This is a genomic window from Fructobacillus parabroussonetiae (assembly GCF_018437265.1).
In the GTDB taxonomy this organism is placed as follows: domain Bacteria; phylum Bacillota; class Bacilli; order Lactobacillales; family Lactobacillaceae; genus Fructobacillus; species Fructobacillus parabroussonetiae.
On sequence record NZ_JAAMFL010000001.1, the window covers coordinates 141,684 to 165,343 of the forward strand.

Annotated in this window: 24 protein-coding genes; 16 read left to right on the forward strand and 8 right to left on the reverse strand. The window is 47.1% G+C overall.

All coding sequences use genetic code 11. The features are described from left to right. Window positions 1-13: 13 nt before the first annotated feature. Complete coding sequence (locus tag G6R30_RS00765; protein WP_213820503.1) at window positions 14-883, forward strand: LysR family transcriptional regulator; 870 nt, start codon at window positions 14-16, stop codon at window positions 881-883. A gap of 30 nt (window positions 884-913) precedes the next feature. Here the strand turns inward: G6R30_RS00765 and G6R30_RS00770 are convergent, their stop codons facing one another. Continuing rightward, window positions 914-1,468, reverse strand: a complete 555-nt coding sequence (locus G6R30_RS00770) for a TetR/AcrR family transcriptional regulator (protein ID WP_213820506.1) — start codon at window positions 1,466-1,468, stop codon at window positions 914-916. Between the two features lie 121 nt (window positions 1,469-1,589). Here G6R30_RS00770 and G6R30_RS00775 point away from each other — a divergent pair, with 121 nt between their 5' ends. Together G6R30_RS00775 and G6R30_RS00780 are read left to right on the forward strand one after the other, a co-directional pair. Next, on the forward strand, window positions 1,590-3,071 hold the full coding sequence (locus G6R30_RS00775; RefSeq protein ID WP_213820508.1) for a DHA2 family efflux MFS transporter permease subunit: 1,482 nt from the start codon (window positions 1,590-1,592) through the stop codon (window positions 3,069-3,071). After that, entirely contained in the window at window positions 3,065-3,595 is a 531-nt protein-coding gene (locus tag G6R30_RS00780) for a DUF4811 domain-containing protein (protein ID WP_213820510.1), read from the forward strand. Before G6R30_RS00775 ends, G6R30_RS00780 begins: the two co-directional genes overlap by 7 nt. A 345-nt stretch (window positions 3,596-3,940) precedes the next feature. Here the strand turns inward: G6R30_RS00780 and G6R30_RS00785 are convergent, their stop codons facing one another. The 4 genes from G6R30_RS00785 to G6R30_RS00800 all read right to left on the reverse strand — a co-directional run bounded on the left by G6R30_RS00785 (window position 3,941) and on the right by G6R30_RS00800 (window position 8,580). Next, window positions 3,941-4,954 carry an NAD(P)-dependent oxidoreductase gene (locus tag G6R30_RS00785; protein WP_213820512.1) on the reverse strand — a complete coding sequence of 338 codons (1,014 nt, stop codon included), beginning with the start codon at window positions 4,952-4,954 and terminating at the stop codon, window positions 3,941-3,943. Window positions 4,955-4,978: 24 nt separating this feature from the next. Continuing rightward, complete coding sequence (locus G6R30_RS00790; protein WP_213820514.1) at window positions 4,979-6,052, reverse strand: AEC family transporter; 1,074 nt, start codon at window positions 6,050-6,052, stop codon at window positions 4,979-4,981. A gap of 373 nt (window positions 6,053-6,425) precedes the next feature. After that, window positions 6,426-7,229: an alpha/beta hydrolase gene (locus G6R30_RS00795; RefSeq protein ID WP_238476756.1), complete on the reverse strand. Its 804-nt coding sequence runs from the start codon at window positions 7,227-7,229 to the stop codon at window positions 6,426-6,428. Window positions 7,230-7,347: 118 nt separating this feature from the next. Continuing rightward, entirely contained in the window at window positions 7,348-8,580 is a 1,233-nt protein-coding gene (locus tag G6R30_RS00800) for a hypothetical protein (protein WP_213820519.1), read from the reverse strand. A gap of 146 nt (window positions 8,581-8,726) precedes the next feature. On the opposite strand from G6R30_RS00800, the gene G6R30_RS00805 reads away from it, so the two are divergent. From G6R30_RS00805 to G6R30_RS00855, 11 genes are all read left to right on the forward strand, one after another. Continuing rightward, window positions 8,727-8,867 carry a teichoic acid D-Ala incorporation-associated protein DltX gene (locus G6R30_RS00805; protein WP_010017670.1) on the forward strand — a complete coding sequence of 47 codons (141 nt, stop codon included), beginning with the start codon at window positions 8,727-8,729 and terminating at the stop codon, window positions 8,865-8,867. Window positions 8,868-8,878: 11 nt separating this feature from the next. Beyond that, complete coding sequence (gene dltA / locus G6R30_RS00810) at window positions 8,879-10,408, forward strand: D-alanine--poly(phosphoribitol) ligase subunit DltA (RefSeq protein ID WP_213820521.1); 1,530 nt, start codon at window positions 8,879-8,881, stop codon at window positions 10,406-10,408. Continuing rightward, a complete protein-coding gene (gene dltB, locus G6R30_RS00815; protein ID WP_213820523.1) occupies window positions 10,401-11,618 on the forward strand; it encodes a D-alanyl-lipoteichoic acid biosynthesis protein DltB in 1,218 nt (405 codons plus the stop codon). Before dltA ends, dltB begins: the two co-directional genes overlap by 8 nt. 40 nt (window positions 11,619-11,658) lie before the next feature. Continuing rightward, the gene (gene dltC / locus G6R30_RS00820) at window positions 11,659-11,895 is read left to right on the forward strand and encodes a D-alanine--poly(phosphoribitol) ligase subunit DltC (RefSeq protein WP_213820525.1); all 237 of its coding nucleotides are present in this window, start codon (window positions 11,659-11,661) and stop codon (window positions 11,893-11,895) included. A gap of 6 nt (window positions 11,896-11,901) precedes the next feature. After that, window positions 11,902-13,194 carry a D-alanyl-lipoteichoic acid biosynthesis protein DltD gene (gene dltD / locus G6R30_RS00825; RefSeq protein ID WP_213820527.1) on the forward strand — a complete coding sequence of 431 codons (1,293 nt, stop codon included), beginning with the start codon at window positions 11,902-11,904 and terminating at the stop codon, window positions 13,192-13,194. A 66-nt stretch (window positions 13,195-13,260) separates the two neighbouring features. Then, a complete protein-coding gene (gene acpS, locus G6R30_RS00830; RefSeq protein ID WP_213820529.1) occupies window positions 13,261-13,662 on the forward strand; it encodes a holo-ACP synthase in 402 nt (133 codons plus the stop codon). Beyond that, complete coding sequence (alr, locus tag G6R30_RS00835) at window positions 13,662-14,801, forward strand: alanine racemase (RefSeq protein WP_213820531.1); 1,140 nt, start codon at window positions 13,662-13,664, stop codon at window positions 14,799-14,801. The genes acpS and alr overlap by 1 nt, the downstream gene beginning before the upstream one ends. 38 nt (window positions 14,802-14,839) lie before the next feature. Further along, window positions 14,840-15,217, forward strand: a complete 378-nt coding sequence (locus tag G6R30_RS00840; protein WP_213820533.1) for a type II toxin-antitoxin system PemK/MazF family toxin — start codon at window positions 14,840-14,842, stop codon at window positions 15,215-15,217. 72 nt (window positions 15,218-15,289) lie between these two features. Further along, a complete protein-coding gene (locus G6R30_RS00845; protein ID WP_213820535.1) occupies window positions 15,290-15,988 on the forward strand; it encodes a response regulator transcription factor in 699 nt (232 codons plus the stop codon). After that, the gene (locus tag G6R30_RS00850; protein ID WP_213820537.1) at window positions 15,972-17,288 is read left to right on the forward strand and encodes a sensor histidine kinase; all 1,317 of its coding nucleotides are present in this window, start codon (window positions 15,972-15,974) and stop codon (window positions 17,286-17,288) included. Before G6R30_RS00845 ends, G6R30_RS00850 begins: the two co-directional genes overlap by 17 nt. Before the next feature lie 24 nt (window positions 17,289-17,312). Further along, a complete protein-coding gene (locus tag G6R30_RS00855; RefSeq protein WP_213820539.1) occupies window positions 17,313-18,188 on the forward strand; it encodes a S1C family serine protease in 876 nt (291 codons plus the stop codon). 64 nt (window positions 18,189-18,252) lie between these two features. Here G6R30_RS00855 and G6R30_RS00860 read toward each other — a convergent pair whose 3' ends face one another. Beyond that, window positions 18,253-18,582, reverse strand: coding sequence for a thioredoxin family protein (locus G6R30_RS00860; RefSeq protein ID WP_213820541.1), 330 nt, complete (start codon window positions 18,580-18,582; stop codon window positions 18,253-18,255). Window positions 18,583-18,662: 80 nt separating this feature from the next. Here G6R30_RS00860 and G6R30_RS00865 point away from each other — a divergent pair, with 80 nt between their 5' ends. Together G6R30_RS00865 and G6R30_RS00870 are read left to right on the forward strand one after the other, a co-directional pair. Beyond that, window positions 18,663-19,418: a methylenetetrahydrofolate reductase gene (locus G6R30_RS00865; protein WP_213820543.1), complete on the forward strand. Its 756-nt coding sequence runs from the start codon at window positions 18,663-18,665 to the stop codon at window positions 19,416-19,418. Window positions 19,419-19,559: 141 nt separating this feature from the next. Then, window positions 19,560-21,410: an APC family permease gene (locus tag G6R30_RS00870; RefSeq protein WP_213820545.1), complete on the forward strand. Its 1,851-nt coding sequence runs from the start codon at window positions 19,560-19,562 to the stop codon at window positions 21,408-21,410. A 139-nt stretch (window positions 21,411-21,549) separates the two neighbouring features. Here the strand turns inward: G6R30_RS00870 and G6R30_RS00875 are convergent, their stop codons facing one another. Next, window positions 21,550-22,281, reverse strand: coding sequence for a type 1 glutamine amidotransferase (locus G6R30_RS00875; protein ID WP_213820547.1), 732 nt, complete (start codon window positions 22,279-22,281; stop codon window positions 21,550-21,552). Beyond that, window positions 22,281-23,639 (reverse strand): Mur ligase family protein, encoded by a 1,359-nt coding sequence (locus G6R30_RS00880; protein ID WP_213820549.1) that lies wholly within the window; start codon window positions 23,637-23,639, stop codon window positions 22,281-22,283. Before G6R30_RS00880 ends, G6R30_RS00875 begins: the two co-directional genes overlap by 1 nt. Window positions 23,640-23,660 lie beyond the last annotated feature (21 nt).

The following is a 23,660-nucleotide window of genomic DNA, read 5'->3' on the forward strand; positions in this document are numbered from 1 at the left end:
AAAAACGATTGATATGAATCGCTTACTCGTTCTCGAAACCATCATTCAAATGAAGTCCTTTACCAAGGCGGCCGAAGTGCTTGGCTATACGCAATCATCGGTGTCTCAAATGGTGGCCGGCCTGGAAAAGGAATTTGGTATTCAAATTTTAAGGCGGTCACGGACCGGTGTTTCACTGACGGCGGAAGGGCAGGCCATCTACCCATACATGGTCCAAACGCTCCGGCAGTACCAGGCCCTACAGGAACGGGCCGCTTCATTAAAAGGATTGGAGACGGGGACAGTTCGCATCGGGGCCATCACTTCGGTGTCTTGCTACTGGCTGCCCGACTTGTTCAAAAAGTTTAAGGAACGCTATCCAAACATCGAATTTGTCTTGCAGCAGGGTGACTACGGCATGATTTTGGACTGGTTGAAGCGCGGTGAAATCGACTTTGGCCTGATGACGGCCGAGTATGGCGAAGGCTTTAACAAAGTCGTGCTCCACCAAACCGAAATGAAGGCCTTCTTACCAAGCAAGCATCCATTGGCCAAAGAGGATCGAATTCAGATTGACGAACTGGCGGCCGATCCCTTTATTCTGGTCGAAGGGGGTGGTTACTCAGAGCCGCTTGCAGCCTTTGAAAAAGCGGGAGTGCAGGCCAACGTTCGTTATCGAATTCAAGATGATTACACGATTATGGCCATGGTGGAAGCCGGCTTGGGTGTTAGCATCCTTTCCGAACTGGTGGATTCGCGGACGGACTTTGATCTAGTGGCCAAGTCCATCGAGCCAAAAGTCATGCGACCCGTTTCGATTGTCTATCGCGATAAGGCAACCCTGCCAATTGCCAGCCAATATTTTATTGATTTCTTAGTCCAACACAAACAAGAGCTACGATAAAAAAGAGCGTATCCAATTGGATACGCTCTTTTAATTGTGTGCTTCGTCGATGAAGAAGGCATCGGGAAGAAAAGAAATGAAAAGTTCAGCGAGTTCTGTTGTTGATTCCTTTGTACCACTTTTTAGCCAATGGTATAAAACAGCTGTTAATGCCCCGGAGTAAAAGGGGAGTTTGTACTGATCGGCCCAAGGGAATGGGCTATTGATCCCGTTTCGGTCAGCGAAACTACTAAAGTAATCAAAGGCGTAAGAAGCCAGGCCAGATTGAAAAAGGAGAATGAAGTGTTCCTTTTCTTCTTCAAAACGTTGAAAGATTTCTTCCAAGTTTTCTTGAATGGCTGGGCGCGTCCAGATTGTATCCTCGTCTGGTTCTTCCGTTTTGCCAAGAACACGATCCAAATAGAAATTGAGAATGGCTTCCTTACTATCGAAGTTTCGGTAATAGGAAGCACGGGCAACGCCGGCGGTCTTAATGAGCGAGGCAACGGGAATTTCAGATAGGGGGCGCTCGGCTAACTCTTTGAATAGGCCAGTGACGATTTGATCTTTCACGCTTTGCTTTTCTTTACTTTGGTAAACGGACATGGTGAACTCCTTTATGTCTCTAGTATAGCAAAATAAATAAAATGATACATATTGACTCATTATGAATATCGGGTTATAGTAAAAGCAAATGAGACATATTGTCTCATAAAAGGAGAAAGAGATGCAAAATGAAAAAATGAAGGGGAGAAGTGCTGTTCTAGCAGTGATGTTGATTGCAGCCATTGCGGGCGCTCTAATGCAAACGTCCTTAGGGACGGCGCTTCCGACTTTGATGAAAGCCTTTGATATTGATTTGGCGACAGCACAACAGGCTTCGACTTGGTTTTTGTTGGTGAATGGGATGATGGTACCGCTATCCGCCTATTTAGCAAGGAGAATCAAGACGAAAACGCTTCACCTTGTTGCCTACTTCTTACTATTAGCCGGTATTTTAACGAGTATGTGGACACCAGAAAATGCGGATGCTTGGTGGCTGTTCTTGGCGGGTCGTATTTTGGCAGCAATGGCAGTCGGCATTATGTTGCCACTCTCTCAGATTGTCGTTCTGAATATGTATGGCAAAAGTGAACGTGGTGCTGCTATGGGAATGCTGGGCTTGGTCATTGGTATGTCACCAGCCGTTGGTCCGACTTTGACCGGTTGGATTTTAGATAAAAATCACGAACTTTTGGGCTTAACTTTGTCGGATTCATGGCGGTCAATGTTTGTGATTCCGCTGTTGATTTTACTCGTCGCCATTGTGCTGACACCGTTTTTCATGAAAAACGTCGTTCCCAACAAGAAAATGGCCTTGGATATACCCTCCGTCTTTTTGTCGACGGTCGGTTTTGGGCTCTTCCTTTGGGGCTTTACCAACGTGGCTACCGATGGCTGGACGGCTTTCGGTTCGGTCATTCTACCAATCGTCTTAGGTGCCCTGATTTTGCTAGCCTTTGTTTGGCGACAATTGAAACTGCCACTGCCATTCTTGGATGCCCGTGTTTTTGCAAAAAAGAATTTCACCATTCCAACGATTGGCCTCTTATTAACCATGATGGCCATGTTTGGTGTTGAAATGATGTTACCAACTTATTTGCAAAACGTGCGTGGCATGACCCCTCTGGACTCGGGCTTAACTTTAATGTGGGGAGCGTTATTCATGGGCTTCCTTTCCCCAGTTGCTGGAGGGCTGTATAACAAAGTCGGAATTAAGAAACTAGCGTTTGTTGGTTTTTCAATGTTATCACTGGGGACCTTGCCCTACCTCTTCTTAACGGCTGAAACGCCAACGGTTTTGATTTCAGTTTTGTACGCCGTTCGAATGGCAGGAATTGCGCTGACGATGATGCCGTTGACGACGGCAGCCATGGCTGCGTTGCCTGATGAGCAAAATGCCGATGGAACGGCAGCTAACAATACTTTGAGACAGGTGTCTGCCTCAATTGTTGTGACCATTTTGACTTCAATTGTTCAAAACATCGTCAACACTAAGCGGCCAAGCCATGCGTTCAAAATTAGTGATCCCCTACAATATGCCGATAAGGTGATGAATGCTTCCCTTGATGGCTTTCGTGTTGCCTTCTTGATATCGCTGGGTATTGCCTTACTGGGCATCGTGTTAACATTCTGGATTCAAGGACAAAAGGAGGAAACAGCATGTTGATTTGGTTGATTGCTGGATTGGTATTTTTAGCTTTTTATTCCTGGTTCTTTTTGAAAGACACAAAGAGACAGGTGGTAGCGGGAACGACTTTTTCAATTTTTGCCTTTTTGGCTGTGTTACTCCTATCGCTAAATATGAGCCAACATTTTGGGATGGAAAAGACGACCACAACCACAACGAAACAGGTTTACTCAATCATGCCGGCGCAATCACCAGTTAGTGCTGTTGCGGTGAAGAAGATTGGGTCTGATAACTATGTTTTGGTATACAAGGATGCAGCAGCCGACGCACAGACAAGCACACACTTTGTACCAAACACAAAGAAGGTTGTTGAAGCAGTTAAGCAAAGAGCCACTTATCAAAAGGGCGACGTGACTACTGCTGAAGTTCATACGAAGACCGTTAAGTGGTCTTACAAGTCAGACTTCTACAAGTTCTTATTCAAGCAAAAGAATGAAGACAACGTTGTCTCTGTTCGCCACATGTTGATCGTGCCAAATACTTGGCAGGTTGTGGAAAAGTAAAACATTTAGTGATAGTTATAAAAAGACCCAATTCGGATAGTTGAATTGGGTCTTTTTGTTTGCTTGTGCGGTCGTCAGTAGTTTATCAGTCATGTGCTCACTCCAATAAAAAAGGAGACCAGAAGGTCTCCTTTTTGCATCTTTATTCGCTGGCTTGCGGAAAATGTCGAAACCCTCTAAGAAAATGACATCCACACAATGCCTACCAGCACACCCTGTGGTTTATCCTTATCAGGCACTCAAGTTACCTGATGACACCCATAGTATAGCTAATTATTATATGAAAGGGTTATGCTAAATACGGATAAAAAAGCCCTGCTCATACGAGCGGGGCTTTTCGACTTTTTAAGCTTCTGGTTTTACCAAGAAGTTTTCTTCGGAATTGCCGTTCAAGGCATTGGCGAAGTTCTTGTATGAGATGGAAATCATGTCATGCAAGGCGTTTTCCGTGTATGAACCAATGTGTGGTGTCACCACAACCTTGGGGTACAAAGACTGGAACTGTGCCATGATTGACGTCGAATCATCAACGGCTGCAGGGTTGACCTGGCCAAAGTAGGCGCCTTCGTTTGAAATCACATCCGTGGCAAAGCCCTTAATGTCACCAGCCTTAACGGCGGCGATAATGGCTTCTTCATCCGTGATTTCAGCACGGGCCGTGTTGACCAAGACAGCAGATGACTTCATCATCTTCAATTGGTCGGCGGCGAAGAACTTGTCGTTTGAACCCTTAAAGTAAGGAACGTGCAAGGAAACAATGTCTGCTTCCTTTAACAAGTCTTCCATTGAGGCATAAGTTAAGATGTCTTCAATGCCATCCTTTGGGTAGGGGTCGTAACCCAATACCTTAGCGCCAACACCCTTCCAAAGCTTGGCTTCGGCCAAACCAATCTTACCGGTTCCCAAGATTCCAACCGTCAACGACTGGAATTCTGGAACGAAAGAAGCAGGGTTTGGACGAAAGTCGGAATCGTTAGAAGAAGCAACGGAACCCGACAGGTTACGGTTTTGCATGATACCCAAGCCAAAGGCCAAGTCAGCAACCGCGTAAGGGGAGTAGGCAGGGACGTAAGCCACGATTTGACCGTTTGCCTTTGCGGCGTCCAAGTCGATGTGGTTGTAACCAACGGTCCGCGTGAAGACATACTTGATGCCCCATTCGGCCATTTGGTCCAAGTTTTGCTTGTCCGCCACGTTGTTGGCACGGAGCAAAACACCGTCAAAGCCCTTGACCAAGTCGATGTTGTCGTGTGACAAGTTTTCGGACTTGTAAGTCATTTCGAAGCCTTCTTTGTTCAAGGCATCGAAGTGGGAAATTTCGTTATCACGTGTTCCAAAAGAAATAATCTTAAAAGCCATGTTGGCCTCCTTATTGCATTCGGTTTACTTGAAGAGGGAAAGGTCACCCAACAACTGAACGATGATAATCCAGAATGGGATGGCGACCGTGGCAAAAATCGTTGAAATCAATGACGTGTTTGAGGCCATCAATGATTGACGGTTAAAGGCCATGGCGTAGTTAACGGCAACCGTTGCGACAGGCGTTGCCATCATGATAACCATGGTTGCCAAGGCAATGTGGTCAACTGGCAAGATGCCGGCGGCTGAAGTGACAACCAAAAGCACGATCATCACCACGGGTACGATAACGACTTTGTTAAATGAGTAGTACCAAGCCGTCTTGTTCTTCAAGGCTTCGCCGAATGACATTTGGGCCAAGTTGGCACCGATGGCCAACCAAGCAAGTGGTGAGGCCAATGATGACAAAGTCTTGAACCATGAGTTCAACCAAGGCAGGGTGGCATCCAAACGGTAGAAGGCCACGTGTTGTGCAACAGCCTTACCAGTTGTAGCGTTTGTGACCGTTGCCGTTACTTGAGGTGCTGCGTTTTGGCACAACCACAAGATCAAGCCAAGGAAAGTGGCAATGACGATGGGGTTCAAGAACATCTTCTTGATGTGTTCACCCTTCAATTGCTGACCGGACATCTTAATGTAGGCGTATGAGTACAAGAAGATTCGGTAACCAATGTTAAAGATGGAAGAATACATGATTCCCTTGGCCCCGTAAACGGCACCAACGATTGGCATTCCGAAGAAAGTCGTTGAACCAAAGGCGGTCAACACACCTAAAACATCACGTTGGTCCTTGTCATACTTAACGTAGAGCAAAGGCATCGTGATGATCAAGATGATGTAAATCAAAATTCCCCAAATCAACACGCTCATTCCTTGGTTCAGCGTCTTTTGGTTCAGGGGTGCCATAAATGATGTAAAAGCTAACAAAGGCAAGGCAATGGTCATCGTAACCGTTGTCAAAGTCTTCACAGCTCCGTCCTTCAGGCGGTCCGTCTTGCGCAACCAATAACCCAGCAAAATAGTACCGATTGTAGCAACAATGGCGCCAATGATGGATGCGTTGGTTACGACTTTTTGAATTGAATCTGCGATATTCATAAAAGTCTCCTATCGAATCTTTGTTATTAAATGGTCATATTCAGACATACAAGTTTCTCATTTTCATCACAAAAAGTCAAGATATGACAGGCTTTTGGGGTATTTTGTTTAAAAATTTTAAGTTAAGAACACTTGTTTGTATCGAGACTTTCATGTATAATAGAATCATTCTTTATGAGAGAACGGAGAAACGCCGAACCAATTGGTCTGGCGTTTTTTCGTTGTCTTCAAGCGATTCGATTGCTGCTTCTTGCTAGCGGTCTAAGTGTGATTTTAGGGTTTTCAGCCGATTTGGCAAAAAGCTTACTTTAGAATAGAAACAAAGGAAAGCAAAAAGGAGGCAACCGTTGGGTTGCCTCCTTTTTATTGAAGATTATGGCGTGGCCGTCTTGGCCTTATTGGCTGATTCGCCTGGTCGACCGGACTTGTTGTCCAAAATCAATTCACGAATTAAGTTCACGACTTCGGGGTTTTCGGGCAGCTTTGAGTGCTGGGCGTTATCGCCGGAAACCGTGGTTTGCGTGTACTTGGCGACTTTTTTCTGGAAGATATACTTACCGGACAAGACGGATTGCACGTTGACCGTTCCGTCATCCGTATAGTCATCCGAGCCGGCGACGGAATAGACCGTCAGGTCGGATGGCAGCTCGTCTGATCCGTCAATAAAGTCACTTAACATGGTCGTTTTCTTCGTCGTGGATGATTCGGAGAAGTTAAAGGGTGTCCCGAGTGTCATCAGCGTCTTGATGTGGAAACTAGTTGCGGAGTAGTAGTTTTCCAGGTAATCCGTCCAAATCAAGCCACCGTTTGAGTGGCCGACGGCCGAGAAGTTTCGGAAGTGATACTTGGATTGCAAGTCCGTCATGACCGTTCCAAGTGATTGGGCGTCGGCTTGAACCGTTGGGTAATTATCCTGGTTCCGTTCAAAGCCGACCACAATAAATGGCTGGCGGCTAGAAGTGGAGAGATGACCAGAATAGGACAAGGAACCATCCGTGTTCACCTGCACCTTCAAAATGGAATGGGTACCAGAAGAGGACTTGCTCTCTGAATTAAGCGTAGTAAAGAGCGAGTTGAAACGCTGAATGGTCGCCGATGAACCGGGCACAAAGATGACTGGTTGAATCCGTGACTTTTGGATGGCCCGGTCGTTTTGGTGCTCGGAAAGCATCCACATGCGACCAAGGACGGCGAGAATGACAACGGCGACGATTGTTAGGGACAGGGCCCACTTCGATGAACGAGCGGTTGTCTGCCAGAAAAGTCGGAGTTTTTTAGGCCAAGAAAGTCCTTGTTTACTTGATTGAGCCATTGGCATCCTCCTTTTCAAGGCGTTTTACAAAGGGCCAGTAGATGGCAACCGACCCGAGCAAAATGATGCCCGTTATTAACAGGGCATCGAGTGGGGTCTGAGAGGCAAAAAATGAAAGCAACAGGTGTGGGGCCCCGGATGGCGTCGAGAAAACCGTTGGGCGCAGAACGCCGACTTTAATGAAGAAAGAGGTTAGCGCAGTACCGTAAGTTGACGCCAAAACCATGGGCACCAAAGTCAGGGGCCGGGAAAAGAGCGGTAATCCGTAGGTTAAGATTTTATTGGAATCAAAGACAGCAGGAACCAGTGACCAGAGGCCTAACCGTCGGTTTTTGCGTTGCTTCAAAAAGAGCAAGCAAATGGCCAGTGCCAGTGTGCCACCAACACCACCAATCAAAGCCGAAGTCGTCAAAACCGAATAGGGGTTTTGCGGATAGGGCAAGGTGGCCATGATAGCTTGATAAACGGCATTGAGGTTGCCGTTTACCTGGGATAGATCCGTTGCTGCCGTCGTGAGGTCGGTGGGGATGGCAAATCCGAGAAAAAAAGCGATGGGCAGCAAAATGGCGGTGATGATCATGCCGTACCAGTGGGAGAAGAAGTCAAGCGAGAAGAACCCATTAAAGGAAGCTTGGCTAACCTGACTGGGAATAATTGAGCAGAGGGTAATCAGCAAGGTCAAGATGATGGCCGCCCAGAAAAGATAGGCAAAGCCAAAATCGGTTAATTTTCCCTTGGTCCATTTGGTCAAATAAACAAAGGACAGGTTGGATAGGTAAGTGACAAGCAAAACGAAGACCAGGTAGATGGCTGATTGGTTGGCATAGGTAAAAGTCGTTAGACCATAAATCAAGGCCATGGCAAAGCTAACTAAAACGGGCAGCATCTCGTCTTTTACAAAACCAAGGTCGTCGAGTTTGGCTTCGAGATAATACTTCGTCCACAAAGCGGCGACAAAGGCGAGAATGAGGTAATCAAAGGCAGCTGTCAGTGACTGCAAATTCTGCGCAAAAAACATCAGCTTCAAGCGCACGTGAAAAATCGTGGGGATGAGGGCAGAGGGTTCAAAGAAGAGCTTACCAACTAAATGAAGGTAAACGTTAATGATGACGAACGGCACGACTTTTTTGAAAGCGGCAAAAAGGGTTTTAATTGGTAAATGGGTTAACCATCTGTTGTCAAAGTCGACGAGCTTATTGAGCGTTTTCGAAAACATAGGGACCTTCTTTACTTCAAGCCTGTTCCGACTGGCTATGCACTAGCTGATTTTGTGCTATAATAGGCGAAGTATTTTGTTGTGTAGTAACGGCCAATCTGCCGCTAATTATACACTAATTGGAAAGAATTTGGGGGCATGTCGCGATGTTTCAACGCTTCATCAAACGGCCTTGGGTTGCCTTTGTGGCGAAAACCTTGGCTTATTTTCTAATCATGTTGTTCTTAATTTATTTATACGGTTACTCGGGTGTAACCGGTGGTCACTTTATCTATAACGAGTTCTAAGAGGTTTCAAAATGATTGAAAATATTTACCAACACATTGATCAGTACGCTACAGAAAACCCAGACAAAATCGCCTACAACGAAATGGGTGTTACCCACACTTATGGCGAATTAAAGGCTTATTCCGATTCACTGGCCGCCTTTTTAGACGAACAGGGAATTGCCGAAAAGGCACCAATCATGGTTTTTGGTGGTCACCAATTCGAAATGGTTGCCGCTTTCTTGGCTGCCGTTAAGTCCGGACACGCCTATGCCCCTGTTGATAAGGATTCGACAAACGATCGAATCGAAAACATCTTGGAAATTGGGCAACCAGCCGCTGTGATTGCCTTGGATGAATTGCCAATGGCCATTACGTCCGTTCCCGTTTACCAGGGCGAAGAGTTGACGAAGGCCTTTACGGCGAACCGCTCTTATGAATTGACGCACCCGGTTTCGGGGGATGAAAACTACTACATCATCTTCACGTCAGGAACGACTGGTAAGCCAAAGGGTGTTCAGATTTCCCACAAGAACGCACTTTCTTACATTAACTGGATGCTTGGGGATGACTTTGACTTGAAAGACGGTCAAAACATCTTGGCCCAAACGCCATTCTCCTTTGATGTGTCCGTCATGTCATGGGCCGGTGCTTTGTTGACCGGTGGTGTGATGAAGGCTTTGCCAAAAGAAGTGGCCGATGACTTTAAGCAGCTCTTTGCGGCTTTGCCAGAAATGGACTTGGACCGTTGGGTTTCAACGCCATCATTTGCCAACGTGGCTTTGTTATCACCGGATTTCAACGCCGAAAACTATCCTCGTTTGAAGACTTTTCTCTTCTGTGGTGAAGTGTTGACCTCTGCTACTTCAAAGAAGTTGCGCGAGCGCTTCCCTGAAGCAAAGATCTACAACACCTATGGACCAACAGAAGCCACGGTTGCCGTTTCCGCTTTGGAAATTACGGACGAGGTCTTGGCCAAGTATGACAAGTTGCCAATTGGTTATATGAAAGAAGATATGACGGCAACCATCATGGACAAGGAAGGCACGGTCTTGCCTGCTGGTGAAGCCGGTGAGCTTGTTTTGTCAGGACCTGCTGTTTCAAAGGGTTATCTAAACAATCCTGAAAAGACGGCAGCCGCCTTCCTCGAAGTGGCTGGTCAACCAGGATACAAGACCGGTGACCTCTGTTATGCTGACGCCGATGCCCTCTTGCATTACAAGGGCCGGATGGACTTCCAAATCAAGTTGCACGGTTTCCGAATCGAGCTTGAAGAGGTGGCCCAGCACTTAACGCAATCACAGTGGGTTGAACAAGCCGCTGCCGTTCCACGTTACGATCAAAATGGTGACGTCAAGCAGATGCTGGCCATTGTGGTGCCAAAGAAAAACGACTTTGAGAAGCCTTTGGATTTGACCAACGCCATCCGCACGGATTTGAAGGATATCATCATGCCATACATGATGCCAACCCGTTTCATCTACCGTGACAAGATGCCGTTGACGCAAAACGGAAAGATTGATTTGAAGGGCTTGATTGCTGAGGTGAACGGCAATGCCTAACTTACAACCCTATGCAGATCCCAACTATTTCGTTTACCTCCTGTTGGCCCTGGTGCCACTCGCGGTTGGCCTCTACTTCGGGAAGCGCTTCGTTACCTACGAGATTCTGGTTTCCTTAGCCTTTATTTTTTTGATTTTTGATGAAGGTCACTACGTAAATCAGGGTGTTGCCCTCATTATTTACTCGATTTGGCAATTCTGTTTAGCCTGGGGCTACATTACTTACCGAAAAAAGTACAATAATGGCCTGGTCTTTTATGGAACAGTGGCGCTTTCAATCTTGCCAATTATTTTGGTCCGACTGTCGGGCGCTGGTATTTTCCACACCCAACTGTCCCTGCTCGGTTTCTTGGGTATTTCTTATCTGACTTTTCGTTCGACCGGAATGATTATTGAAGCCCGCGATGGCGCGGTTAAGAACTTCCATCCCGTGATGTTCTTGCGCTTCATGCTCTTCATGCCGACTTTGTCATCTGGACCAATTGACCGTTATTCGCGTTTTGCAAAAGATGCGGCGGTTGCGCCAGAACGTAGCCACTACATCGATATGCTTGGCAACGCGACGAAGAAGTTGTTCTTAGGATTTGTTTACAAATTTATTTTGTCTTACTACTTTGGTCAAATGGTCTATCCATATTTCCAAAGCATGGCAATGTCGGATGCTCACCATGGCATGATCTTGTCTTGGTGGTTGATTCCAGTTGCCTATTCCTACGGCATGTATCTCTTCTTTGACTTTGCCGGTTACTCACTCTTTGCCCTGGCCATTTCATACGTCATGGGTATTGAGTCACCAATTAACTTTAACAAGCCATATGGTTCAAAGAACATTAAAGAGTTCTGGAACCGTTGGCACATGTCACTGTCTTTTTGGTTCCGTGACTTTGTCTTCATGCGCTTCGTTTTCTTAATGTTGAAGAAGAAGTGGATTAAGAACCGCAACACCGTGTCAACCATCGCTTATTTTGTTAATATGTTGGTGATGGGACTCTGGCACGGTTTGACCTGGTATTACGTGCTCTATGGTTTGATGCACGCCAGTGGAATGGCCCTAAACGATGCTTGGATTCGCTTTAAGCGCAAGCACAAGGGACTGGTGCCACACAACAAGTTTACCGAAGGGTTTGCCGTCGTTTTGACCTTCCACTTCGTCTTGTTAACCTTCTTGGTTTTCTGTGGCTTCCTAGATACTTTCTGGTTCCACCGTTAAAAACAAGTAACTAAAGAATAGAATAGCGAGGAAATATAAAATGGATGTAAAAGCAGGTGTATTAGAAATTATCCAAGACGTAACTGGTGAGGACATGTCCAACCAAATGGATGAAAACCTTTTTGATTCAGGTTTGCTTGATTCAATGGCAACGGTTGAAATGCTGCTTGCTTTGGAATCACGTTTCAACATCCAAGCGCCAGTTTCAGAATTGGCTCGTGAAGATTGGGATACGACCAACAAGATCGTGGCAAGTGTTACTTCACTGATGGGATAAAACCTCATGTCGAACAAGAAAAAACTTTGGCGGATTTTTGGTCCAGTGCTGGTTGCCTTTGGCTTGTTAGCACTGGTCTTCCTTCTGCCATTCTCTTTAACGAATTATAGTCAAAAGAGTTTACAAGAATCGTCCGTTTCTTTTTCAAACCAATTGGTTAAAGGCGAAGCGGTCAAAAACGCCGCTTTTGCGGATAAAAAAGTGAATTATGTGCCATTCTTTGGTTCGTCTGAACTTTCTCGAATCGATTCGCTTCACCCTTCGGTTTTGGCTGAAAAGTATCACCGGAACTACCAACCCTTCATGTTGGGAAAGGCCGGTTCGGATTCCCTCGTTCACTTCCTGAACATGCAGGAAATGCAGGGAACCTTGAAGACGAAAAAGGCCGTTTATGTGGTTTCACCACAATGGTTTACCAAGACGGGGTCGGATGCCGGCTTTGATCTGTTCTACTCGCCTTTGCAGGTGGTGGACTGGTTATTAAACCTTGACCAAAACAAGCCAAGGGCAACCGATCAGTTCGTGGCTTCACAAGTCTTGCAGCGTTCCGTTGTTAAAAACAACGCTTATTACAACCGACTTTTGACAAAGGTTGAAAAGGGCGAGCAGTTGTCAGAAACCAATCTGTCAACCTTGCGATTGAAGCACCGGATTTTGTCTCGACAAGATGCGCTGTTCTCCCGTTTTGAAAAGACATCAAACTATCAAAACCGTGTCTTGCCAGCTGCTAAGTCCTTGCCAACGACCTACTCAAAGAATGTCTTGGACCGCATTGGTTATGATGAAGGAAAGAAGGGGACGTCAAACAACCCATTCCACATTAAGAACTCCTTCTACACGACCCGGGTAATGGCCGAAAAGAAGGCTTTGAAGGGCGCACAAAAGGACTATGATTACACACAGTCCGTTGAGTATGCCTACTTCCAGTCTGTTCTTGATAACTTCGCTAAGAACCACACGGACGTGATGTTTGTCATTACGCCGGTTAACCAGCGTTGGGCCAAGTACACTGGTTTGAACAATACGATGTACCAGCAATCGGTTCAAAAGATTAAGTATCAGTTGCAAAGCCAAGGCTTTAACAACATCGCCGACTTGTCACAAGACGGCGGCGAAGACTACTTTATGCAGGATACGATTCACGTCGGTTGGCGTGGATGGTTAGCATTGGATCAGTACTTGAATCCGTTCTTGTCGAGTGCCAAGACGGAAACAAACTACCAGATTAATAACCGGTTCTTATCAAAGGATTGGCAGAACTTAAAGCCGAGTCAACAATCGGTTGAAAGTTTCCAATAATGAACAAAAAGAGCGTTGCAGAGCGATTTATTCGCCCAAGCAACGCTTTTTTGTTAGAATAAAGGTATGATTATTGGTATTGGAAACGACATGGAATCCATTGCTCGAATCGAGGCGGTCCTCGAACGACGGCCAAATTTTTTGTCGACAATTTTGACAAAAGAAGAGATTCAAGCCGCTTCGGAACGAACGGGGAAACACTACCTGGAGTTTGTTGCGGGTCGTTTCTCAGCCAAAGAGGCTTATTCAAAGGCCCTTGGGACCGGCATCGGGAAAAAGGCAGCTTGGCAGGATATCACCATTTTGAATGCACCCTCCGGCCGTCCGGAGATCCGTGTTCGAGGGCAGAAAGCGACTTTGTCTGTGGCCATTACCCATTCTGGGGACTATGTTTCAACAATTGTGGTGATTGAGAAACTGTCCTGCTTTGAAAGAATGAAGAAGAAACACTGGGAGAAAAAACGCTAATGAATAAGAACGAAGCCCTAACTCGCCGTGGGTTGGCCTTTCTTCGATCAAAAGAGGCGCTTGTTCAAAACGCAAAAAAAACCATGGCACAGGCTCACGCCAAGCGCTTGATTGCCGTTATTAAAGCCAACGCCTACGGCCATGGCGATGTTTGGGCAGCAAAAACACTCTACGAACAGTTGGCTGTTCATGACTTTGCCGTGGCCACGGTGAAAGAAGCCTTGCGTGTTCGTGCCGCTTTTTTGAAAGAAGACGTTCAAGTCCTTTTGTTGGGCGTGCAACCGGCAGAGCAAGCCGCTTTGATGGCTGAAAACAAGATTGCAACGGTGGCTGGCTCATTCGATTGGCTACGCCGTGCAAAAGAGTCGTTAAAGGCTGAAAAGCGCCAGCAACGACTGGTTGTTCATTTGGCCGTCGATACGGGAATGGGCCGTGTTGGCGCAAAGACCGAAGAGGAGTTAGCCTCAATGGTGGACTTTGTTCGGCAAGATGAGAGCTTTGAATTGGGTGGCGTCATGACGCATTTTGCCACGGCCGATGATCATAATCAAGCGTATTACGATCAGCAGCTAGCCGATTTCATCCACTTGGTCACGGACCTGGACATTCCTGAGAAATACTGGCACCTGGCTAATTCGGGTAGTGCCCTCTTCCATGCCGATCAAGTACCAACGCAGACCATCCGTGTTGGGGCGGCGCTTTACGGCTTTAATCCGGCTGATGGAGAATATGCCTTGCCAATTGACTTAGAACCCGTGGGTCGCTTGGTTGGCCGTATTTGGGCGGTCCACCGGCTCTTAAAGGGGGAATCGCTTTCCTACGGGGCAACCTATACGGCTAAAAAGGATGAGTGGGTCGCCACGGTACCGATTGGCTATGCCGATGGCTGGACGAGACGACTTTCCGGGATGTCGGTGCTGGTGAATGGGCAACGAGAGAAAGTCTTGGGCCGGGTGACGATGGATCAAATCGTCATTTCTTTGCCGGAAGCATTACCCGTGAACACCGAAGTGACCTTTATTGGGCAGGAGGGTTCAGAAAGCATTTCGATTGAAGACGTCGCTCGTTATGCCGGGACCATCCCGCACGAAATACTAACGGGCATCTCAGACCGGGTTCCCCGTGTTGACGTCGACTGATAAAAGGGCCTTAGCCCGTACATAGAAAAGGAAAAAAGATGACAGCAGATTATGAAAACGTTCGCCGAGGGGACGTCTTCTTTGCGGACTTAAAGCAGGGGGTTGGCTCCGAACAAAGTGGGGTTCGGCCAGTCCTGATTATTCAAAACGACCGGGGCAATCAGAATGCGCCAACGACCATTGTGGCAGCGATTACTTCCAAGATCATGAAGGCAAAATTGCCGACCCATGTTCTGCTCCCCGAAAAAGAAGGCATCATGAAAAAGGATTCGATCATTTTAACCGAGCAGGTTCGGACGGTCGATAAGTTGCGCCTGCGCGATCGAATTGGGCATTTGGAAGCAAATAATGATACGATGAAGGCAGTTGAAAAGGCCTTGCTCGTTTCGCTCGGGATTTCAGCGAAAGGGCTTTAATTTAACCTTAATCTATTCCTGTTAATTTGGTAAGAATAAGGATTCACTCGGCTTTTAGAAGGGAAGGCAAACATGGCAAAAGCAATTAAAATTTTATTGATCGAGGACGATCAGAATTTAGCGGATAACATCGTTGGCTTCTTACAAGACTTTGCTGATGTGACGGCCGTAACCGATGGGTTGGACGGCGAGTTTGAGGCAAAGGAGTCACCCTTTGATTTGATTATCTGTGATTTGATGCTACCGGGCCAATCGGGTCTGAACATCATTAAGAACGTTCGTGAGGCCAAAGTCGTGACCCCTGTTTTGATTTTGACGGCCAAGGCTTCTTTGGATGACAAGATTGAAGGCTTTAACGTTGGGGCAGATGACTATCTAACCAAGCCCTTCCACCGCGAAGAACTGTTGGTTCGTGTCAAGGCTTTGCTCCGTCGTACGGGCGTTTACTCAGAAGATAACACCATCACGGTTGGCGAATTGACAATCAACTTGGAAAACCGCGGTGTTCAGGTTCATGGACAGTCCGTCAAGCTGGTTGGAAAAGAATTCGATATTTTGACTTATCTGGGTCAAAACAAAAATATCATCGTGACCCGTGATCAGATTTTTGATCGTGTCTGGGGCGTTGATTCTGATACGACCATTAACGTTGTGAACATTTACTTGAATAATCTCCGCCGAAAGTTGGAGGCCGTTGATCAGGGTGGCTTAATCAAGACCTTGCGAAACATTGGCTTTATTCTTGAGGTGCCAGATGACGAAGCTGATTAACCGAAAACAACAGATTGATAATTTCGCCACCTTGGCCCTGGGCTTGATGGTGATTTTTACCTTTCTAGCCGGTGTGATTTTTTGGATTTACACCTTTACGATTTATGACAACTCTGACCGTGTCATTAATCAATACGTCTCCTACTACCAGCAATCCGCAATAGATGATGGTGGTTCGGATACAGATCCCACGAAAAAAACGGGGAAGTCCGTCACCATGGCGCACCCCGATGAATTCCGTGGGAACATGCTTTACTTTGATGAAAAGGGCAACCAAATTGAGGGGCAGGCAGCAACTGGTGCCAAAAACGTGTTGAACCGAAAAATCACGCTGAAGTTTGATAAAAACGATTTGGGTGAGAGCCCAAAGACTGTTTATAAGAACAAAACCTACCTGCGTATTCAGGCGGTCAAGTTCAAAAAAGGAACGGTTGTCGTGCCTGGTGGCGCCGGTGTTCAGTCGGCCGCTTACGGTTATGTCTTCGTGGATGTGACGGACACGGTTGTGAACCTGAAGAAGTTCCAGGACGTGTTGATTTGGTCCTTTGTCTGGGCCTTTATCTTCGCCCTCTTCTTTGCTTATTTCGTGTCAAGGCAGTCAATGAAACCCATCTTACGTGCCTGGCAGCAGCAACAAGACTTTGTTAATAACGCCGCCCACGAATTACGGACACCGATGTCTGTTATTCAGGGTAAATTGGAAACGATGCTGACCAAGCCGACGGCAACAATCCGCGAAGAGTCCGAAGCCGTTATTTTGTCACTGTCTGAGGTTCGTCGATTGAATTCGTTAACCAATAACATGCTGACTTTGGCCAAGTCGGGCTCGAACATGACCAAGATTGAAAAGGAGAAGACAGATATTCAGGCCTTCATGGTCAAGGTCCTCTCCCCCTATGTTGAGATGGGCAGTTTGTCCGATAAGCAGGTCAAAGTCGATGTTGACGTCAAACAAAAGGTGGCCATCGATCGCAAGCGCATTCACCAACTGCTGGTCTTGCTAATGGATAACGCGTTGAAGTATTCAGAAGATGGGGATGCCATCCGTGTTTCGGCAAAAGTTGAAAAGAAACGGTTGGTCATTGCCGTGGCCGATACAGGCCGCGGTATTTCCGCTGAGGGGAAAAAGCACATCTTTGATCGCTTTTACCGCGAAGATAAGACTGGGAACCGCCAAACGGGTGGTACTGGCTTAGGGCTTTCCATCGCCGAATGGATTGTCCGTGCCCACAATGGTAAAATTACCGTAATTGATAACAAGCCGAAGGGAACGATTTTCCGCGTGACTCTTCCGCTTTAACGAAGGATTGAAGGAGTTTTGCTGATGCGCCGGCATATCGTCTTTATAAAAAGTAAATTTTGGCCAACCATCGCGCTGGTAATCGCCCTATTCGTTGGGGCAGGCGTGGTTTTCGCTTCGACTTTACCAAATTCTTGGTACCAAGCACGTTTAGCAAAGGCAACGCATACCAACGCCTCTGGAACAGCGACGGTTGCAGCCGTTGCCTATACATCCAATGACAAGGCTAAGACTGCTTTCACAAAGGTTAAAAACGCCGTTGTCACGGTGCAAAACCTACAAAAGTCCGCCTCGCTGGAAGACGGTGCAGGCGCCTTTGATAGTCAGAATAAGAATACGGATAGTAATAACTATCAAACGGCCTCGCAGGGTTCGGGTGTTGTTTTAAAGATTAACAAGGGGTCGGCCGATATCATTACGAACTATCACGTCATTGAGAATTCGGCGGCGATTCAGGTAGTCGATGCGAACGGTGATAAGGCAACGGCTACGATTTTGAAATCGGATGCCAGCCAAGATTTGGCGCTGATCCGCGTGAAGTCAACCGCCTTTAAGAAGGTGGCCACGCTCGCCGATTCCGACAAAGTCGTCACTGGTCAAAACGTGATGGCGATCGGCTCGCCTTTGGGCGCCGACTACTCGTCAACCATGACAAAGGGCATCGTGTCACAGGCCAAGCGTTCCTTAACGGCCAATGAAACCAATAATAAAGCTGTGACGGTTATTCAAACGGACGCAGCCATTAACCAGGGAAATTCTGGTGGCGCTTTGATTAACGATGCCGGTCAAGTGATTGGCATTGCCTCGTCAAAGATTACGGCTTCCGCGCAAAACACCAACGTGGAGGGGATGGGCTTTGCCATTCCGTCAAATCAGGTAGCGGACTTTATTAAGTCTTAAAAATAAAAACGGTGCGTTCAATTGAACGCACCGTTTTCTTTTGGTCTTTGTTAAAATAAAGGCATTAGCCAAGTGTTGCTTGGTACCAGTCTTGCACTTGCTTTGGGTTTAAACGTTCCCCGTGGCCGATTTGGTCAACCTTCTTGCCGTTTTCGAACAAAACGAAGGCTGGAATACCCTTGAGGCCGAATTGGCTGGCCCAGTCGAGGTTGTCATCACGATCAGCATCCATCCAATCGGCTGTCTTTTCGACCTGGTCACGAATGCCTTGAACAAAGGGCTTGATTGCCTTGCAATCGCCACACCAGTCGGCTGATAAGAAAACAAGGTGCCGACCTGGTTGGTTGATGAACGCAGTGAGTTCGTCATTTGAGTGTGCTGTTGATTGATACATAATCCACCTCCATTTCTCTATAGTTTAGCACAGTTTATTAAATTGGTCTACTTCATTTTCAAACATAAAAAGAGGGGCGTATGCCAAAAATTAATTCTTTTGACAAGCAAAAAGGTGAACCGGTTCGTTCAAAAGAGCTGACACCATCAAAACTGAAAAAGCGACTTGCAAGTGGCCCGATAAAAGCTGAAGAGGACTTTTCCTTCTTCTCCCTTGTGAATCAGGGACGGTCCAAAAGCGACTTTTTAGCGCTTTTGGCACTGGTCGAGAAGGGACAAAAGATTTTGAAACGTCCGATTTTGGTCCACCTTAGGACAGGGGATCTAAGGCCGGAGGATGTTGGCTCCTTTGTCCAAGAGATGCTGGCAAAAGACCTCGTCAATTTTTTAGTGGTGCGAGGCGACTTTCGTCTGCATGAAGACGGCTATCAACAAGCCGAGGCGCTGCTTTCAGCACTCCATCGAGAAAGTAAGGGGGCCTTCTTTTTGGCCGGAACAATTGATCCAACAGCCGCCGATTTAGAAGAAATCCTCGAAAGAATCAAAGCAAAGAAGGTGGCCGGGGCTGCGCTTTTAATCAGTCAAATCGCCTTAGACGCTGAGCCCTTGTTGGTTCTACAGAATGCAATGGCGCTGTCGTCAGCGGCCCGTTTACCACTTTCGGCCGGGCTTATTCATCAACCGACGGCAAAGCAACTCACCTTCTTAAGGGAAAAGTTTGGATTGAGCATACCGGCTAACTTTTTACGGGAGCCGAAGAAAAGGGCGGCGCTTGTGGAAAAAGAGCTGTTTGAAGGAAACTTTTCCGTCTTTCATTATTTTTCGTTGCCAGATTAGAAAATGAGACTGTTCAAGTGCGATAAAAAGAGCTAGAATAATGGTTCTTGAGACCTTTTTCAAAGTCTTGTCCGACCCTTTTTTTATCCATATAAAAGGGGTACAATAAATATTTATTAAGAGAAAAGTTGGAGAGAAACCATGTTTCGAAACCTAAAACGTGTCATTATTGGAAAACCTTTGAAAAGCTCAGAGGCCGCGGGTCAATCGCTGACCAAGTCCAAGGCCTTAGCCCTGCTGTCTTCCGATGCCCTATCGTCCGTTGCCTACGGAACGGAGTCAATCACCTCGGTTTTGATTACTGCCGGGGCCGTTGCCCTTTGGCTGCAGTTGCCAATTGCCATGATCATTTTGATTCTCTTGGCAGCCATTGTGCTTTCTTACCGACAAATTATTAAGGCCTACCCTAATGGTGGTGGCGCCTACACCGTGGCCAGCCAAAACTGGGGCGCCAAAGCCGGCTTGGTGGCCGGTGGGTCGCTGCTTGTTGACTACATGTTGACCGTGGCCGTTTCGGCTTCCGCTGCAGCGGATGCCATTACGGCGGCCGTGCCCGCACTTTTACATTTTGCGGTGCCACTTTCAATCATGACAATCTTAATTTTAACGGCGTTGAACCTTCGTGGGCTGCGTGAATCGGCCAACTTCTTGATGGTTCCGGTTTATTTCTTCATCGTGGTGATGGCCATTACGATTCTCTACGGCCTTTTTCAGGCCGCAACGGGGGCCATTCCAGCCCATCAAGCAGCTAAGATTGGAACAGACTTTTCTGGCTTGACCATGATTTTCTTCTTGCGTGCGCTGTCGTCAGGTTCTTCCTCGTTGACTGGTGTTGAAGCCATTTCAAACGCGGTGCCAAACTTTAAGGAACCAAAAGAAAAGCATGCAGCAACGACTTTGACGATGATGGCTGCGATCTTGGCCTTCTTCTTCATCGGCATTACCTTCTTGTCTTACTGGTATGGAATTCGCCCAAACGCCCATTCCACCGTTTTGTCACAAATTGCGGCTGAAACCTTTGGCGGGCACAACCTCTTCTTTTACTTGGTTCAGCTCGCAACGGCCTTAATCCTGGCCGTTGCCGCCAACACTGGTTTTTCCGCCTTTCCGGTGCTGGCCGTGAACCTGGCAAAGGATAAGTATTTACCACACCTTTATTTGGATAAGGGTGATCGCTTAGGTTATTCAAACGGTATCTTGTCCCTTTCGATTGGGGCCATCATTTTGACCGTTATTTTCCACGGGTCAACGGATAACTTGATTCCACTTTATGCCGTGGGTGTTTTCGTTCCCTTTACGCTTTCCCAATCCGGCATGATTGTTCACTGGCACCGAAATCGTCATGATGAGCGTTTCTGGTGGTTTAAGTCCGTAATCAACTTCATCGGGGCAGCGATGTCGGCTGGTTTGGTGATTGTTCTTTTCGTGACACGGTTGAATCACGTTTGGCCATACTTGCTCATTATGCCTTTGGTGATGTTCTTGTTCTTCAAGATCCGTCGTCACTACGAAGCGATTGCACGCCAACTGCGTTTGCAATACGTCAATAATGTTGAATCCGTTCGCCATGAATACGATGGCTCAACGGCCATTGTCCTGGTGTCGAACTTGACGCGTGTGACATCTGAAGCCGTTGATTACGCCCAGTCAATCGCGACAAAAGTCGTCGCCATGCACGTCTCCTTTGACGATAATCCGGGTCGTGAAGCAAAGATTCAGGCACAGTTCAAAGAGGACTTTGGCGACGTACGTTACGTGGATGTGCATACCTCGTATCGATCAATTGTGAAACCGGTCGTTGGCTTTGTTTCCAAAGTTTCGAAGCAATCGGAAAAGATTAATCATTCCGTGACGGTCATCATTCCACAGTTTGTGCCAAAGAAACCATGGCAAAATATCTTGCATAACCAATCGTCGCTCCGCTTACGCGCGGCATTATCGACGATGAATAATATCTCAATCTCAACGTATTATTACCACTTGTCTGAGTAAGTGTTTGAAAGGTCGGGCCCGTTTGGGACCTGACTTTTTTGTGGGTAAGAGGGCAAAGGAAAAAAGAAAGCCTCAATATTTAGCAGGCAATCAAAAAGGCCGACAAGAAATTTCTTGTCGGCCTTTTTTGCGTTTTGTTTTAGAAGGTTTCGGCTGGTACTTTTTCGAGCTTTTCCGTCCAGTTGACGTCTGGATACTTGCGCTCCAAAGCCGTCGCCAGTACGCGCTTGGCTAAGTTCCCATTCCGGGTGAAGATTGGTCCGTGGAAGTAAGAACCGTAGACGTTGTGATAAATCACGCCTTCTGACTGGTCCATTCCGTTGTTTCCCTTACCGGAAACAACCGTTCCAAGTGCTTTTTCGCCCTTGCCTAAGAAAGTCCGGCCCTGGTGATTTTCAAAGCCGTGGTAGGTTTCACCGGTTTCGTTGTTTTTAATGACGATGTCACCGGTTAGACGGGTGCCGGCAGCGACTTTGACAGAAGGGTCCGTCATGTTGGTCGTGTAGTGGTCCATGACGCCGATGCCATCCACCTTGGTGCCGTCAGCCATCTCCATGTAGTGGCCTAACAGTTGGAAGCCACCACAGACGGCCAAGAGTGGGCCGTCGTTTTCGATGTATTCTCGGAGTGCTTCTTTTTTACCAACCATATCCTTGGCCACGATGGTTTCTTCGTAGTCTTGGCCACCGCCAAAGAGGACAAAGTCGTAAGCTTTTGGATCAAAGTCGTCGTTCAAGGAAACTAATTGATCATCAATCTCAACACCAATCTGCTTTGCGTAGTAGCGCAAGGCGATGATGTTACCATAATCGCCATAGGTGTTCATCAAGTCACCGTAAAGGTGTGCGAGTGAAAGCGTGTACTCTGCCATTAGAATTCCTCCTTAATGTAGCCCTTTGCTTGCAAAACGGCCCGGACCTGCAACATGGCCGTATAGGTTGCGGCTAGGTAGACTTTGTTGGTTGGGGCTGCTTCGATTGCTTGGATGATTTCTTCGGTCTTTGGGAAGGTTTCTTTGATATCAAAGCCGGCCATTTTGAGTCGAACGGTGATGTCCTTATAGCGTTCACCACCCGTCATGACAGCCTTGAGCTGGCTATCGTGCAAGCGTTCGAACTCAGCATCCCAAATCCAAGAGGTATCAATGCCATCGGCGTAATTAGCATTCAGCATAGCCAAAAGCGTGAAGGGGTCTTTTTCCGTTTGCATCATATCAATGACGGTGTTGGTACCAACCGGATTTTTGATTAGAAGAATCGTCAGATCCTTGTCACCAATTTTTAAGGATTCTTGGCGACCAAAGACCTGCTTGTTTTCTTCAAATGCGGTCTTCATCTCTTCTGGGGTCACATCGAAGGCCTTACCGACCGTGTAGGCAGCTAAGGCGTTATAGATGTTATAGAGGCCACCAATTTCGATTCGCAGTGGCTGTCCGTCAATGGCAAAGCGCGAATACTTTGGCGTTAATTCATCGACAGCGGTGACGGCGGTGTTAAGGGCTGGTCGAGCGAAAGTGTCCGTTTTAGAGAAGTACTTACCCAGGTTGGCGTAAGTGATGAAATTGTAGTGGAGCACCGAGTGGTCGGTCGGACTCAAAATACCATCCGTGTTGTTTGGCGCTTTTAGATCTTCGAACTTGGCCGCCGGCACGTTGTCAAAGCCGTAGTAAAGGCGCTTGTTATCGTAATCACCACGAGCAAAGATTGGTGAATCCGCATTGGTAATGACGGTCGCATCGGGCGCCTGATGAATGCCGTCGATAATCTTTTCATAAGTGGAATAGATTTCACCATAACGATCGAGCTGATCGCGGAAAAGGTTCGTCAAAACGAAATACTTCGGTTGGATAGCCTTTGTCAAAGATAAAACGTTGGCCTCGTCAACTTCGAGGACTGCTACCGGCTTCTTGCCGTTTGGCGATGGGGTGACCTTCGTTGTTAACAGCGTACCGGCAATCCCCTGGACCATGTTTGAGCCAGAAGGGTTGGTAATAACCGAATAACCACCGGCTTTGAGGATACGGGTGATTAAAGCTGTCGTCAGCGTTTTTCCGTTCGTTCCGGTAACCACCACGAGGTCAAAGTCGGCCGCAACGGCCGACAAGACATCGGGATCAATGGAAACCGCGAGCTTACCTGGTAACGAGGTGCCCCCTCGCTTTAGAATGTCGTGTAGGATAAAGTGCGATGATTGGGCCGTGAACTTGGCCAATTGGCTTTTCAAAGACATGAACCGCCCTCCTTTTCTAAA